This window comes from Arthrobacter sp. BC5 (genome assembly GCF_056680255.1).
Genome location: NZ_CM155273.1, coordinates 2,163,038 through 2,175,531 on the forward strand (window position 1 = coordinate 2,163,038; position 12,494 = coordinate 2,175,531).

The window sequence follows — 12,494 nt, forward strand, 5'->3', positions numbered from 1 at the left end:
CAGGCCCGCGAGCGTCCCGCACCCGGGCGAACCACGGTCGCTTCGACGTGCGCCGGGCACTGCAACAGCCATTTTCCCGACCCTTGACACGCAAGCCGTCTGTAGGCTTAGTACCCGTCATCCTGTCCGGAGTGCGGGCCGGAAGCTTCACCACGCCCGCCACGCATCAACGAAGGAGATCCTCCGTGAGTATCAAGAACAGGGAAGAGGCGGCGACCAGCCCGCCCGGTCCCACCGCCACGACTACCCCGCCGAAGCCCGCGCCGACAGCGCGTCTGGCACTCCCCGTCTTCATTCCCGCCTCGGCGTTGATCGTGCTCTTCGTGGCCTACGCGCTCATTGCCCCGGACTCCGCCTCCACGCTTTTCGCGGGCATCCAGGAGAACGTCATCGGGGCGTTCGGCTGGTACTACGTGGCCCTCGTCGCGTTCTTCGTCGTATTCTCGCTCTGGGTCGGATTCAGCCGGTACGGCGACATCCGCCTCGGGAAGGACGACGACAAGCCCGAGTTCTCCGTCATGTCCTGGTTCGCGCTTCTCTTCGCGGCGGGCATGGGCATCGGTCTGGTGTTCTGGGGCGTGGCCGAGCCGCTGAACCACTTCGCGAGCCCCCGTCCCGGTGTCACCGGGACGGACGTCCAGCTCGGACAGCAGGCCATCACGCAGACCTTCCTCCACTGGGGCCTCCACGCCTGGAGCATCTATGTCGTCGTGGGCCTGTCCATCGCCTACGCGGTCCATCGCCGCGGGCGGCCCATCTCGATCCGATGGACCCTCGAGCCCCTGCTCGGCGATCGCGTCAAGGGCGGGTGGGGACACGCGATCGACGTCGTCGCGCTGGTCGGTACCCTCTTCGGCGTCGCGACCTCCCTCGGGCTCGGCGTGCTCCAGATCTCCTCGGGCCTCGACACCGCGGGCATCCTCGCGGCCACCAAGGCGACGCAGGTGGGCCTCATCCTCTGCATCACGGCGCTGACCATCGTGTCCGTCATCTCCGGCGTGGGCAAGGGCATGAAGTGGCTGTCCAACATCAACCTCGTCCTCGCCGGAGTGCTGCTGCTCGTGGTCCTCTTCGCCGGGCCCACACTGTTCCTCCTGCGCGAGTTCGTCCAGTCCATCGGCAACTATCTGCAGAACGTCGTCGGCCTCACCTTCAACACCCTGGCGTTCTCCGGCGCCGAGGGCGAGGCATGGCAAGCCGCCTGGACCACCTTCTACTGGGGCTGGTGGATGTCCTGGGCGCCGTTCGTCGGGATCTTCATCGCCCGGATCTCCAAGGGCCGCACCGTGCGCGAGTTCGTCGCCGGTGTGCTGCTGGTCCCCACGACGCTCGGCTTCCTCTGGTTCTCCGTCCTCGGCGGATCGGCCATCTACCGCGAGATCTTCGGCCAGGGCGGCCTGATCGCGGAGGACGGATCGGTGGACACCGAGAACGCGCTGTTCGGACTTCTCGGTGAACTCCCGGGTGGCCCTGCGCTGCTCGTGGGGGCGATCCTCCTCATCGCCATCTTCTTCATCACGTCCGCCGATTCCGGCGCCCTGGTGATGAGCATGATCTCCACGGGAGGCGACCCGAACCCGCGGAACTGGGTCCGTGTCTTCTGGGCGGGTCTCGCTGCGCTCGTGGCCATCGCCCTCCTGCTGGTGGGTGACACGGGCCTGAGCTCGATCCAGACCGCGGCCATCCTGACTGCGCTCCCGTTCAGCGTCGTCATGCTCCTCATGTGCGTCGCCACGGCGAAGGCGTTCCACGGCGAGCACCGCGCCTGGCAGGCGGCCCAGCGCAAGGCCGCCGCGGCCGCGATGGCGGACCGTGTCAGCGACCAGGTGAGCGAGTCGATGTCTGATCAGGTGGAACGCCAGGTGCAGGAGCACCTCGCGGACTACTCGAGCGAGCAGGGGGCGGCACCCGCAGGATCGGTGGCACCCTCGGCACCGACGGACGAGGTCGGCGGAGGCCGGAGCCCCGGACGTCGGCACTGATCGCGTCGCCGGGTTCGCCTGACGACGCCCGAGCACAGCCACGACGGCGGCCCTCCCTCGGGAGGGCCGCCGTCGCCGTTCCTCCTGGCCGATCCGGACAGCCATTGACAGCGCGCATTAGGTCTGTTTTTGTCCAGCGCCTAGACTGGTAAGAGGGCGTGCACTGCAGCCGTCCTCAATTTTCCCGCAGTAGATACTGAATTGAGTCATTACGCATGTCTGAAATCACAGGCAACACCGCTGTCCGCAGCGATCTCCGCAACGTAGCCATCGTGGCTCACGTTGACCACGGAAAAACCACCCTGGTCGATGCCATGCTGAAGCAGACCAATTCGTTCGCTGCTCACGGTGATGTCGCCGACCGCGTCATGGACTCGGGCGACCTCGAGCGCGAGAAGGGCATCACCATCCTCGCCAAGAACACCACGGTGTTCTACGACGGCCCGGCGGCCAACGGTGAGACGATCACCATCAACGTCATCGACACCCCTGGCCACGCCGACTTCGGCGGCGAGGTGGAGCGCGGCCTGTCCATGGTGGACGGCGTCGTCCTGCTCGTCGACGCGTCCGAGGGGCCGCTGCCCCAGACCCGCTTCGTCCTCCGCAAGGCCCTCGCGGCCAAGCTCCCCGTGGTGCTGCTGGTCAACAAGACCGACCGCCCCGACTCCCGCATCGAGGAGGTCGTCAGCGAGTCGATGGACCTCCTCCTCGGCCTCGCCTCCGACCTCGCCGACGAGGTCCCCGACCTCGACCTCGACTCGATCCTGAACGTGCCCGTGGTGTACGCGGCAGCGCGCGCCGGCGCCGCGTCGCTCGAGCAGCCGGCCGACGGAACCGTGCCGACGAACGACAACCTGGAGCCGCTGTTCCAGACGATCATCGAGCACATCCCGGCACCGCGCTACAACCCGGACGGCGTGCTGCAGGCACACGTCACCAACCTCGACGCCTCGCCGTTCCTCGGACGCCTGGCGCTGCTGCGGATCTTCAACGGCACGCTGCGCAAGGGCCAGCAGGTCGCCTGGGCCCGCCAGAACGGTGAGCTCAAGACCGTCAAGATCACCGAACTGCTGGCCACCAAGGCACTGGACCGCGTTCCCACCGATTCCGCCGGTCCCGGCGAGATCGTGGCCGTCGCCGGTATCGAGGGCATCACCATCGGCGAGACGCTCACCGACGTCGACAACCCGCAGCCGCTGCCGCTCATCACGGTCGACGATCCCGCCATCTCGGTGACGATCGGTATCAACACCTCGCCGCTGGCCGGCAAGGTCAAGGGTGCCAAGGTCACCGCGCGTCAGGTCAAGGACCGCCTCGACAAGGAGCTCATCGGCAACGTGTCGCTCCGCGTCCTGCCGACCGCCCGCCCCGACGCGTGGGAGGTCCAGGGCCGTGGCGAGCTCGCGCTGGCCATCCTGGTCGAGCAGATGCGACGCGAGGGCTTCGAGCTCACGGTGGGCAAGCCCCAGGTGGTCACCAAGACCATCGACGGCAAGATCCACGAGCCGATGGAGCACATGACCATCGACGTACCCGAGGAGTACCTCGGCGGAGTCACCCAGCTCATGGCCGCCCGCAAGGGCCGCATGACCAACATGGCCAACCACGGCACCGGCTGGGTCCGCATGGAGTTCATCGTTCCCGCGCGCGGCCTGATCGGCTTCCGTACCCGCTTCCTCACGGACACGCGCGGTGCCGGCATCGCGGCGTCGATCTCCGAGGGCTACGAGCCGTGGGCCGGTGACATCGAGTACCGCACCAACGGCTCGATGATCGCCGACCGCGCCGGCGTCGTCACCCCGTTCGCCATGATCAACCTGCAGGAGCGCGGCTCCTTCTTCGTGCAGCCCACGTCCGAGGTGTACGAGGGCATGATCGTCGGCGAGAACTCGCGCGCCGACGACATGGAGGTCAACATCACGAAGGAGAAGAAGCTCACCAACATGCGTGCAGCCTCGTCCGACACCTTCGAGAACCTCACCCCGCCGCGCAACCTCACGCTCGAGGAGTCCCTCGAGTTCGCCCGCGAGGACGAGTGCGTGGAGGTCACGCCGGAGAGCATCCGCATCCGCAAGGTCATCCTCGACGCCAACGAGCGCATGCGCGCATCGCGTTCACGCGCCCGCGCATAGCGCCAGCAGCACGTGGCACACGACGACGCCGGTACCTCCCCAGCAGGGGCGGACCGGCGTTCGTCGTCCCGGGAGCATGACGCCCGCCGGCGGAGCCTCCGACCGGGCGTGCAGGCGCCGGAGACCCGGCTGCCGCGCACCGCAGCGTCCGGTCCGGCCGACGACGCCGGATCGACGGCAGGGCCTGCAGCGGCACCGGGTAGCGGGCCCGGCAGCCCTGGAGCCGCGGCCGCACCGCGGCGGCCCGTGGCGGTCGTCGGGGCAGGAGGGGCCGGCATCGCGGCCGGGGTGTTCGGGACGCTGCTCCACGCGCACCTCGTCGTCGTCGCCGGCGCGGCCCTTCCCGTGGGTGCCCTCGCTGCCCTCGTGCTCGCCGGCAGCCTCTTCCTGCTCTGTGGTCTCTGGGCACGGAACATCGTCATGACGGCGGTCGCGGGAGGGGTGGCCTACAGTGTGGTGGCCCTGCTCTCGACGTCGTCGAAGACGCTGATCCTCACCGGCTCGTCGGAGGTCGCGCCGGGCACGGCCCTGGCGGGCAACCTCTGGCTCTTCGGGGTGCTCGTGGTGACGCTCGCCGCGGTGGTGGCCGGCGCCGTCGTCCTGAGGCCCGTGCGGCGCCGATAGCCCTCGGACCGCCCTTCGGCGGCAGTCAGTCGGCCGCGCGGTCCAGATGGTGCGCGAGCATGATCGAGGTGGCGGTGCCGTCCTCGTCCGGACCGCGTCGGGCGTAGTCCTCGAGGACCTCCCGGATGCGCTCCATCATCTCGGCGCGGTGCTCGTCGTTGAGCCGGACGCCGAGGCGCCAGACGTCGATCTCCGAAGGCTGCAGCCCGTCGATCTCCTGCAGGAACGTCTCCACCAGGACGGGCGCCGAGTTGGGGATGCGGCTGTGCCAGGACAGCCCGGTGGCACGGTAGGGGATCTCCTTGGCGCCGCGGTTGCCGGTACGCGCGTCGTCCGCGGCGAGGAAGCCCGTGGAGAGCAGGGTGCGCACGTGGTGCAGCGCGGTGGCGGGGTTGAGGTCCAGCGTCTCCGCGATCTCCTTGTTGGTGCGGGGTCTGTGCAGGCACAGTCGGAGGATGCGGAGCCTGACGGGGGAGCTGAGCGCCCGGCCGCGGGCCTGGAGGTCCTCGTCTGTTTCCATCCCCCGATTCTACGGGAGACCACCCTATCGATTGACAGGTCCCAATCACTGTTACGCCCCGCGACGGGGTGCGTCGTCCCTGCCTAGCGGCGCGGCGCGCGGCGGGGTGGAGCGGGCGGTACGGCTTTCGCGGCCGTGATATCGGTGAGGCGCACGACGTCGTCGCCCTTGCGCGTACGGATGGTGCAGGTGTCGCGGTCGAGCGCCACCAGATCGCCCAGCGAGTCCGTGAAACCGTCGTCGAGCCGGCGCCTCACCACCACCCTCGTGTCCAGGGGGAGTGATGCGAGAAGGGCGGCCGGAGTCTGCACCCGTCAAGGGTAGGCCCATCCACCGGCCGGTGGGGCGGTGACCGGACCCGGGCCGGTGGTCCAACCGCCGGGGGCGGTTGCGTTAAGCTGGAAACCGCACCGAGGGTGCAGCACTCGACCCGGTTCCACAGAAAGGCGTGGGAAGTGACCTACGTAATCGCGCAGCCATGCGTGGATGTCAAGGACAAGGCCTGTATCGAGGAGTGCCCTGTCGACTGCATCTATGAGGGCGAGCGGTCGCTCTACATCCAGCCCGATGAGTGCGTCGACTGCGGCGCGTGCGAACCCGTGTGTCCCGTCGAGGCCATCTACTACGAGGACGACACCCCCGAGCAGTGGGCCGAGTACTACAAGGCGAACGTCGAGTTCTTCGACGACCTCGGCTCGCCCGGCGGCGCGGCGAAGGTCGGCAACACGGGGTTCGACCACCCGATCATCGCGGCCCTGCCGCCCCAGAACCAGCCTGCATAGGTGACGGCCGGGGAGCCGAAGCCTTTCGGCCTGCACCTGCCCGACTACCCGTGGGACGCCATGGCGCCCTACCAGGACATCGCGTCCCGGCACGCCGGCGGCGTCGTCAACCTGTCCATCGGTACGCCCGTCGACCCGACGCCGCAGCTGATCAGGTCCGCCCTCGCCGCGGCGTCCGACGCGCACGGCTACCCGACCACGCACGGCACAGTGGCCCTGCGCGAGGCGATCAGCGCATGGTTCGCGCGCCGACGGGGAGTACCCGGGCTCGATCCCCTGGACATCCTGCCGACCGTGGGGTCCAAGGAGCTCGTCGCCTGGCTTCCCCTGTTGCTGGGACTGGGCGCGGGCGACGTCGTGGTCCGCCCGACCGTCGCCTACCCGACCTACGACATCGGCGCGCACCTCGCCGGCGCCACGCCGGTGCCCGCCGACAGCCTCGCCGAACTCTCCGAGGACGTCAGGTCCCGTGTACGCCTCGTGTGGATCAACTCGCCGGGCAATCCCACCGGCGGGGTGCTCGACGTCGACGGACTGCGGGCCATCGTCGACGACGCCCGCTCTCTCGGGGCCGTCGTGGCGTCCGACGAGTGCTACGGCGAACTCGGCTGGGGCCGGTGGGATCCCGCCGAGGGCGGCGAGCCCGTGCCGAGCGTCCTGGATCCGCGGGTCTGCGGCGACTCGCACGAACTCCTCCTCGCGGTCTACTCGCTGAGCAAACAGTCCAACCTCGCCGGGTACCGGGCGGCCTTCACGGCAGGGGATCCCGCCATCATCGCGAACCTCGTCAACTCGCGGAAGCACGCCGGGATGATCGTGCCCTACCCGGTGCAGGAGGCGATGCGGGTCGCGCTCGGCGACGATGCGCACGTGGCCGCGCAGAAGGACCTGTACCGCCGTCGTCGTGCGGTGCTCGTCCCCGCGCTCGAGGCCGCCGGCTTCACCATCAGCGGCTCGGAGGCCGGGCTCTATCTCTGGGCGTCGAACGGGAAGCCGACCTGGCAGACCATCGGATGGCTCGCCGGTCTCGGGATCCTCGCCGGCCCCGGGACCTTCTACGGCGATGCCGGTGAGGGCTTCATCCGCGTGGCGCTCACGGGCAGCGACGAGAGGATCGAGGCGGCGGCGGCCCGCCTCGCCGCGGCGGTCCACTGACCTGCAGGCCCTGGTGCTGCTGCCCGACGAAGGACAGCAGGATTAGTGCTCAGGGCCCGCGAACGGTAGCGTTTCAGCTGAATGTGCTTACGCAGGGGTGACGTGTGTCCTCCTGCGGGGCGATGATTTGTGGCGACGACCTCGCTCCAGCTCCTGAAGGAGAATCAATGACCGAGCAGAATGCTGCTTCCCTCCACTACGACGGCGGGGAACTCAGCCTGCCGCTGGTGCCCGCTGTCGAAGGCAACAACGGCTACGACGTGTCGAAACTGCTGAAGCAGACAGGCCAGGTCACCTTCGACCCCGGCTTCATGAACACCGCGGCCACCAGTTCCGCGATCACCTACATCGACGGCGACGCCGGGATCCTCCGCTACCGCGGGTACCCCATCGAGGAACTCGCGAAGAACTCCAGCTTCCTCGAGGTCTCCTACCTCCTCATCTACGGCAACCTGCCCACGCCCGAGGAGCTGAGCGGCTTCGACGGCCGTATCCGCCGCCACACGCTGCTGCACGAGGAGCTCAAGGGCTTCTTCGGCGGCTTCCCCCGCGATGCGCACCCCATGCCGGTGCTGTCCTCGGCGGTCTCGGCGCTGTCCACGTTCTACCAGGACTCGCTGGATCCGTTCGACGACGAGCAGGTGGAGCTCTCCACGTTCCGTCTCATGGCGAAACTGCCCGTGATCGCGGCCTACGCGCACAAGAAGTCCATCGGCCAGCCCATGCTGTACCCGGACAACTCCATGAACCTCGTGGAGAACTTCCTGCGGCTCTCCTTCGGCCTCCCCGTCGAGCCCTACGACCTCGATCCGATGATGGTCAAGGCCCTCGACCTGCTGCTCATCCTGCACGCGGACCACGAGCAGAACTGCTCGACGTCGACCGTCCGGCTCGTCGGCAGCTCGAACGCCAACATGTTCGCATCCGTCTCCGCAGGGATCAACGCGCTCTTCGGACCCCTGCACGGTGGTGCCAACGAGGCCGTGCTGAACATGCTGCGCGACATCAAGGCCAAGGGCATGCAGCCCGAGGACTTCATGGAGAAGGTCAAGAAGAAGGAAGACGGCGTGAAGCTCATGGGCTTCGGGCACCGCGTCTACAAGAACTACGATCCGCGCGCGAAGATCGTCAAGGCCACGGCCCACGACATCCTCAACAAGCTCGGCGGCAATGACGAACTGCTCGACATCGCCATGCGGCTCGAGGAGAAGGCCCTCGCCGACGACTACTTCATCGAGCGGAAGCTGTACCCGAACGTGGACTTCTACACGGGCCTGATCTACAAGGCGATGGGCTTCCCCGAGAAGATGTTCACCGTGCTCTTCGCGATCGGACGCCTTCCCGGCTGGATCGCCCAGTGGCGCGAGATGATGCAGGATCCGCAGACCAAGATCGGCCGTCCGCGCCAGCTCTACACGGGTGAGGGCGAACGCCACTACCCGGCGAACTGATCGCCCCGCGTCTCAGCACGCGCCCGGTACGAGAACGGCCGCTCACCTGATGGTGGGCGGCCGTCGCCGTTCCGGGACCGGAGGGGCTCACTCTCCCGGGACGGCCGCATAGCCCTGCGGGTTGTTCTTCTGCCAGCGCCAGTGGTCCTCGCACATCTCGGCCAGTGTCCGCGTCGCGGACCAGCCGAGGTCGGCGAGGGCCGACGACGGGTCGGCGTAGCTGACGGCGGCGTCACCCGGCCTCCGGGGAGCGAACTCGTACGGGATGTCCCGGCCGACCGCCGCCGAGAACGCCGCGAGGACCTCCAGTACCGACGAGCCGTTGCCCGTGCCGAGGTTCCAGGTGTGCACGCCGCCGCGGGCCACGAGGTAGTCGAGCGCGGCGAGGTGCCCCGCCGCCAGGTCGACGACGTGGATGTAGTCGCGGACGCCCGTGCCGTCCGGCGTGGGGTAGTCGTTCCCGAACACCATCACCTTCTCGCGCCGGCCCACGGCGACCTGCGCCACGAAGGGCAGCAGGTTGTTCGGAACGCCGGTGGGGTCCTCGCCGATGGTGCCCGAGGCATGGGCGCCGACCGGGTTGAAGTAGCGCAGCAGTGCGATGCTCCAGCGCCGATCCGCTGAGCCGAGGTCGGTCAGGATGTCCTCGATCTGCTCCTTGGTGCGTCCGTAGGGGTTCACGGCGTCGAGTGGGAGCTTCTCGGTGAGGGGGACCTCCTCGGACGCACCGTACACCGTCGCGGAGGAGCTGAAGACCAGCGTGCGCACGCCTGCGTCGTCCATGACCCGCAGGAGGTTCAGCGTGCCGCCCACATTGTTGTGGTAGTAGTACAGCGGCTTCTCCACCGACTCGCCCACGGCCTTCAATCCCGCGAAGTGGATGACGGCGTCGACGTCCTCCTCGGCGAAGATCGCCCGCAGGCGCGGCTCGTCGAGGAGGTCCGCCTGGTGGAACGTGGGCGCCCGGCCGGCAAGTGCCGCCACCCGCTCGAGCGAGGTCACGGTCGAGTTCAGCAGGTTGTCGACGACGACGACGTCGTGGCCGTGTTCGAGCAGGGTCAGGACGGTGTGCGAGCCGATGTAGCCGCTGCCACCGGTAACGAGTATTTTCACGTTCCCATCCTAGGTGCACCGACCCGAGAGGGCGGGAGCGTGGCCCGCCGGTGGATGTCCCCGGTCGGTGCGACGACGTAGAGCGGCTGCCGCGGGTCCCCCTTCCCAGGGGTCCTGCGGCAGCCGGCCTGTGCTGTTCCGTTCTGAGATGCTGTCGCCGTGTCAGAGCGGCGGAGCTCCCACGGTGTCGTACATGGCGTAGTCGTCGGTGGTGACGGTGCCGTTGCTGAACAGGCTCAGGCCGAAGCTCACGGCTGTCGCCCCCGCAGGCAGGGGCGGCGTGGTGAAGCTCGCCTGCGTGTAGGCGCCCGCGGCAGGAAGCCACGGTCCGGAGGTCCAGTACACCCAGTTGCCGGCCGCGTCGCGGTAGTAGAGGGCGAACTGGGTGACGGCGGTGGAGGTGTACCAGGCGCGCACCGAGTAGGTGTGGCCCGCCACCGCTCGTGGCGCGCACGTCCCCGTGTCCAGTGAGGGAAGCAGCTTCGCATCACCGGTGGAGTAACCCGTGACGGTCACCCTCTCGGCCTTCGTGCCCGTACGCGCCGCTGCGACGGTGCTGTAGGCCGCGGTGTTGCTGCCGAACCCGGCGGGCTGCCAGCACTGGGGGTATGCGCCCGTCCCGGCGGTCTCGAGCCCGGGGTTCTGGACCAGGTTCGTCCCGGGGGCCGGGGGTGGTGGAACCGGCACGTTGGCGACGTCGAACAACTCGTAGTCGTCCGTCGTCAGGGTCCCGTTGCTGAACAGGTTGAGTCCGAAGCTGATGCCGTTCGCACCGGCCGGCAGCGGCGGCGTCGTCCAGGTCGCCTTCTGGTAGGTGCCGGACGGCGCGAACCAGGGGCTCGAGGTCCAGTACTTCCACGAGCCCAGGCCTGTCCGGTAATAGAGCGCGAACTGCGTGTTGCCGGTGGACTTGTACCAGGCACCCACGTTGTAGGTGTGCCCGGCGGTGGCGGTGGGGGAGCAGCCTCCGAGATCGAGCGCGGGAAGGAGTTTCGCATCTCCGTCCACGTATCCGCTGACCACCAGTTGCTGCGCCCTGGAGCCGGTGCGGCCGGGGCCCACCACCGAGAATGCTGCGGTGTTGGCGCCGTAGCTCGCCGCATTCCAGCACTGGGGTTGACCGTTGGTGAGGGTTTCGAGGCTCGGGTTCTTCACGAGGTTCCCGCTGGTGGGCTGAGGGGGTACGGCAGGCCCGGACACGATCGGCTTGACGGTGCCGGTGACCTGGTCGACGGTCTTGACGGTCGTCGTCGCGGGCCGGGTCTTCAGCCAGGCGGCGAACTGGTCGAACAGCTCCGGTGTGATGGCCAGTGGATCGGTGCCGGCAGGCCCGAAACGGTGGAAGGTGAGCTGGACCCAGCCGCCTCCGGGTTCGGCCTGGGTGACCGTCCTCTGCAGGTCCGCCAGGGTCCACGTGGTGTCGACCTGGTCCGGAGCCGCGGTGTTGTAGGGATTCAGCGGGGGGATGCTCTCGGCCAGGCGGCAGCCAGCGCAGCTGAACCGCGTCTGGACGTCGCCGAGCCCGCGGGCACTGTTGAGCCCACAGTTCCTCACGGTCGTCTCCAGGGCTGCCGTGCTGGACGCGAACGGGTAGGCGAAGCTCGTGATCCGGAAGCCCATTGCGGTGAGGTTGGCGCGGTCGTTGCAGACCTGCCGGGTCGCCTCGTCCGCGGGCAGCGCGGCCAGATCGGGATGCGTCACGGTGTGGCTGCCGATCTCATGGCCGGCAGCAGCCAGGGCCCTCAGATCGGCCTGGGTCATGTACCCCGGGCTGTCGATATACCCGGAGGGGATGTAGAAGGTCCCCTTGAGGCCGCGGTTGTTCAGGATCTGCGCTGCCGGCAGCTGGTCCGCGTTGCCGTCGTCGAAGGTCAGGGACACGACGGTGGGATTGACCGCCTGCGCCACCGGCGCGGTGAGGCCCGCACCGGCCGCTCCCATGGCCAGGGCCAGCATGGCGGTCACCGCCCGGGAAGCCCACGCCCCCCGCCTCGAGGAGTTGTGTGCCCGTCCACGGGCGGGGGAATCCGGTCAGGAGGCTCTGGAGCGCTCCGGATCCGGGGTCTACCCTAGGAGCAGCCCAGACTGGTCCGAAGGAGGCCGATGCCCTACACCGACTCCGGCTACAGTGCGTACTTCACGGTGGACACCTCCGAAGTGCTGCTCGTGGCGCTCTACCTCAGGGACTGTGCCGGGCTGCGGGGAGTGGGCCGGCCCGCTCTGCCGCCCGTGGTCCCGCCCGTGCGGAGCATCGGATCCAGACGCCCCACCCGGTCGGCCGGCGGGGCGGTGCTGCGCGTGGAATGGGAGGCGTGGTGGCACAGCCTCCTCGCGCATCGGATCAGTGACGCCGTGATGCCCGTACCGCCGCGCTTCGAGGCCCTCGACGGCATGGAAGCCCTCAAGGCCCTGCTGCGGGCGCACTACGGTGCTGCCAGGGAGTGGGCGGAGGAGCGGTGCGCCGAGTACGCGCTGCACGCCGGCTCCCGCGGCGCCGAGAGCATGGAGTACCTGCTGGCCCGCATCGTCCAGGAGCGCGAACTCGAGCTGGGCCGGTCGGCCCGCCGGTTCGCGCTGCAGGTCATCGAACTGCCGCTCGGTGTGCGCCGCGCGTGGTGGGTGGAGCCGGACAAGCTCCTCATGTGCCAGGAGCTGCTCGAGGACGAGCGCTCCTTCCGCAGCTACGTGGAGCCGGTCGTCAGGTTGCTGGCCTGAACGGGCGACACGGCGCGCCC

General features: G+C 68.8%; 11 protein-coding genes. 7 read left to right on the forward strand and 4 right to left on the reverse strand.

Annotated features, from left to right (window positions below; translation table 11 throughout):
• Positions 1-185 precede the first annotated feature (185 nt).
• From AC1MFI_RS10095 to AC1MFI_RS10105, 3 genes are all read left to right on the forward strand, one after another.
• The gene (locus AC1MFI_RS10095; protein WP_479816608.1) at positions 186-1,982 is read left to right on the forward strand and encodes a BCCT family transporter; all 1,797 of its coding nucleotides are present in this window, start codon (positions 186-188) and stop codon (positions 1,980-1,982) included.
• 215 nt (positions 1,983-2,197) lie between these two features.
• Complete coding sequence (typA, locus tag AC1MFI_RS10100) at positions 2,198-4,114, forward strand: translational GTPase TypA (protein WP_479816610.1); 1,917 nt, start codon at positions 2,198-2,200, stop codon at positions 4,112-4,114.
• Positions 4,115-4,126: 12 nt separating this feature from the next.
• Positions 4,127-4,738: a hypothetical protein gene (locus AC1MFI_RS10105; protein ID WP_479816613.1), complete on the forward strand. Its 612-nt coding sequence runs from the start codon at positions 4,127-4,129 to the stop codon at positions 4,736-4,738.
• 25 nt (positions 4,739-4,763) lie between these two features.
• Here AC1MFI_RS10105 and AC1MFI_RS10110 read toward each other — a convergent pair whose 3' ends face one another.
• Both AC1MFI_RS10110 and AC1MFI_RS10115 read right to left on the reverse strand, forming a co-directional pair.
• The gene (locus AC1MFI_RS10110) at positions 4,764-5,258 is read right to left on the reverse strand and encodes an ArsR/SmtB family transcription factor (protein ID WP_479816615.1); all 495 of its coding nucleotides are present in this window, start codon (positions 5,256-5,258) and stop codon (positions 4,764-4,766) included.
• An 83-nt stretch (positions 5,259-5,341) separates the two neighbouring features.
• Positions 5,342-5,569 carry a putative acetyltransferase gene (locus AC1MFI_RS10115; protein WP_479816617.1) on the reverse strand — a complete coding sequence of 76 codons (228 nt, stop codon included), beginning with the start codon at positions 5,567-5,569 and terminating at the stop codon, positions 5,342-5,344.
• 144 nt (positions 5,570-5,713) lie between these two features.
• Here AC1MFI_RS10115 and fdxA point away from each other — a divergent pair, with 144 nt between their 5' ends.
• From fdxA to AC1MFI_RS10130, 3 genes are all read left to right on the forward strand, one after another.
• Positions 5,714-6,040, forward strand: coding sequence for a ferredoxin (fdxA, locus tag AC1MFI_RS10120; RefSeq protein ID WP_105032768.1), 327 nt, complete (start codon positions 5,714-5,716; stop codon positions 6,038-6,040).
• Positions 6,041-7,195, forward strand: a complete 1,155-nt coding sequence (dapC, locus tag AC1MFI_RS10125) for a succinyldiaminopimelate transaminase (RefSeq protein ID WP_479816619.1) — start codon at positions 6,041-6,043, stop codon at positions 7,193-7,195.
• Between the two features lie 167 nt (positions 7,196-7,362).
• Positions 7,363-8,646: a citrate synthase gene (locus AC1MFI_RS10130; protein WP_479816621.1), complete on the forward strand. Its 1,284-nt coding sequence runs from the start codon at positions 7,363-7,365 to the stop codon at positions 8,644-8,646.
• Positions 8,647-8,733: 87 nt separating this feature from the next.
• On the opposite strand, the gene galE is transcribed toward AC1MFI_RS10130, so the two are convergent.
• Together galE and AC1MFI_RS10140 are read right to left on the reverse strand one after the other, a co-directional pair.
• Complete coding sequence (galE, locus tag AC1MFI_RS10135) at positions 8,734-9,759, reverse strand: UDP-glucose 4-epimerase GalE (protein WP_479816623.1); 1,026 nt, start codon at positions 9,757-9,759, stop codon at positions 8,734-8,736.
• A gap of 162 nt (positions 9,760-9,921) precedes the next feature.
• On the reverse strand, positions 9,922-11,715 hold the full coding sequence (locus AC1MFI_RS10140) for a polysaccharide deacetylase family protein (protein ID WP_479820842.1): 1,794 nt from the start codon (positions 11,713-11,715) through the stop codon (positions 9,922-9,924).
• 147 nt (positions 11,716-11,862) lie between these two features.
• On the opposite strand from AC1MFI_RS10140, the gene AC1MFI_RS10145 reads away from it, so the two are divergent.
• Positions 11,863-12,474, forward strand: a complete 612-nt coding sequence (locus tag AC1MFI_RS10145) for a hypothetical protein (RefSeq protein WP_479816625.1) — start codon at positions 11,863-11,865, stop codon at positions 12,472-12,474.
• The last annotated feature ends 20 nt before the right edge of the window (positions 12,475-12,494 follow it).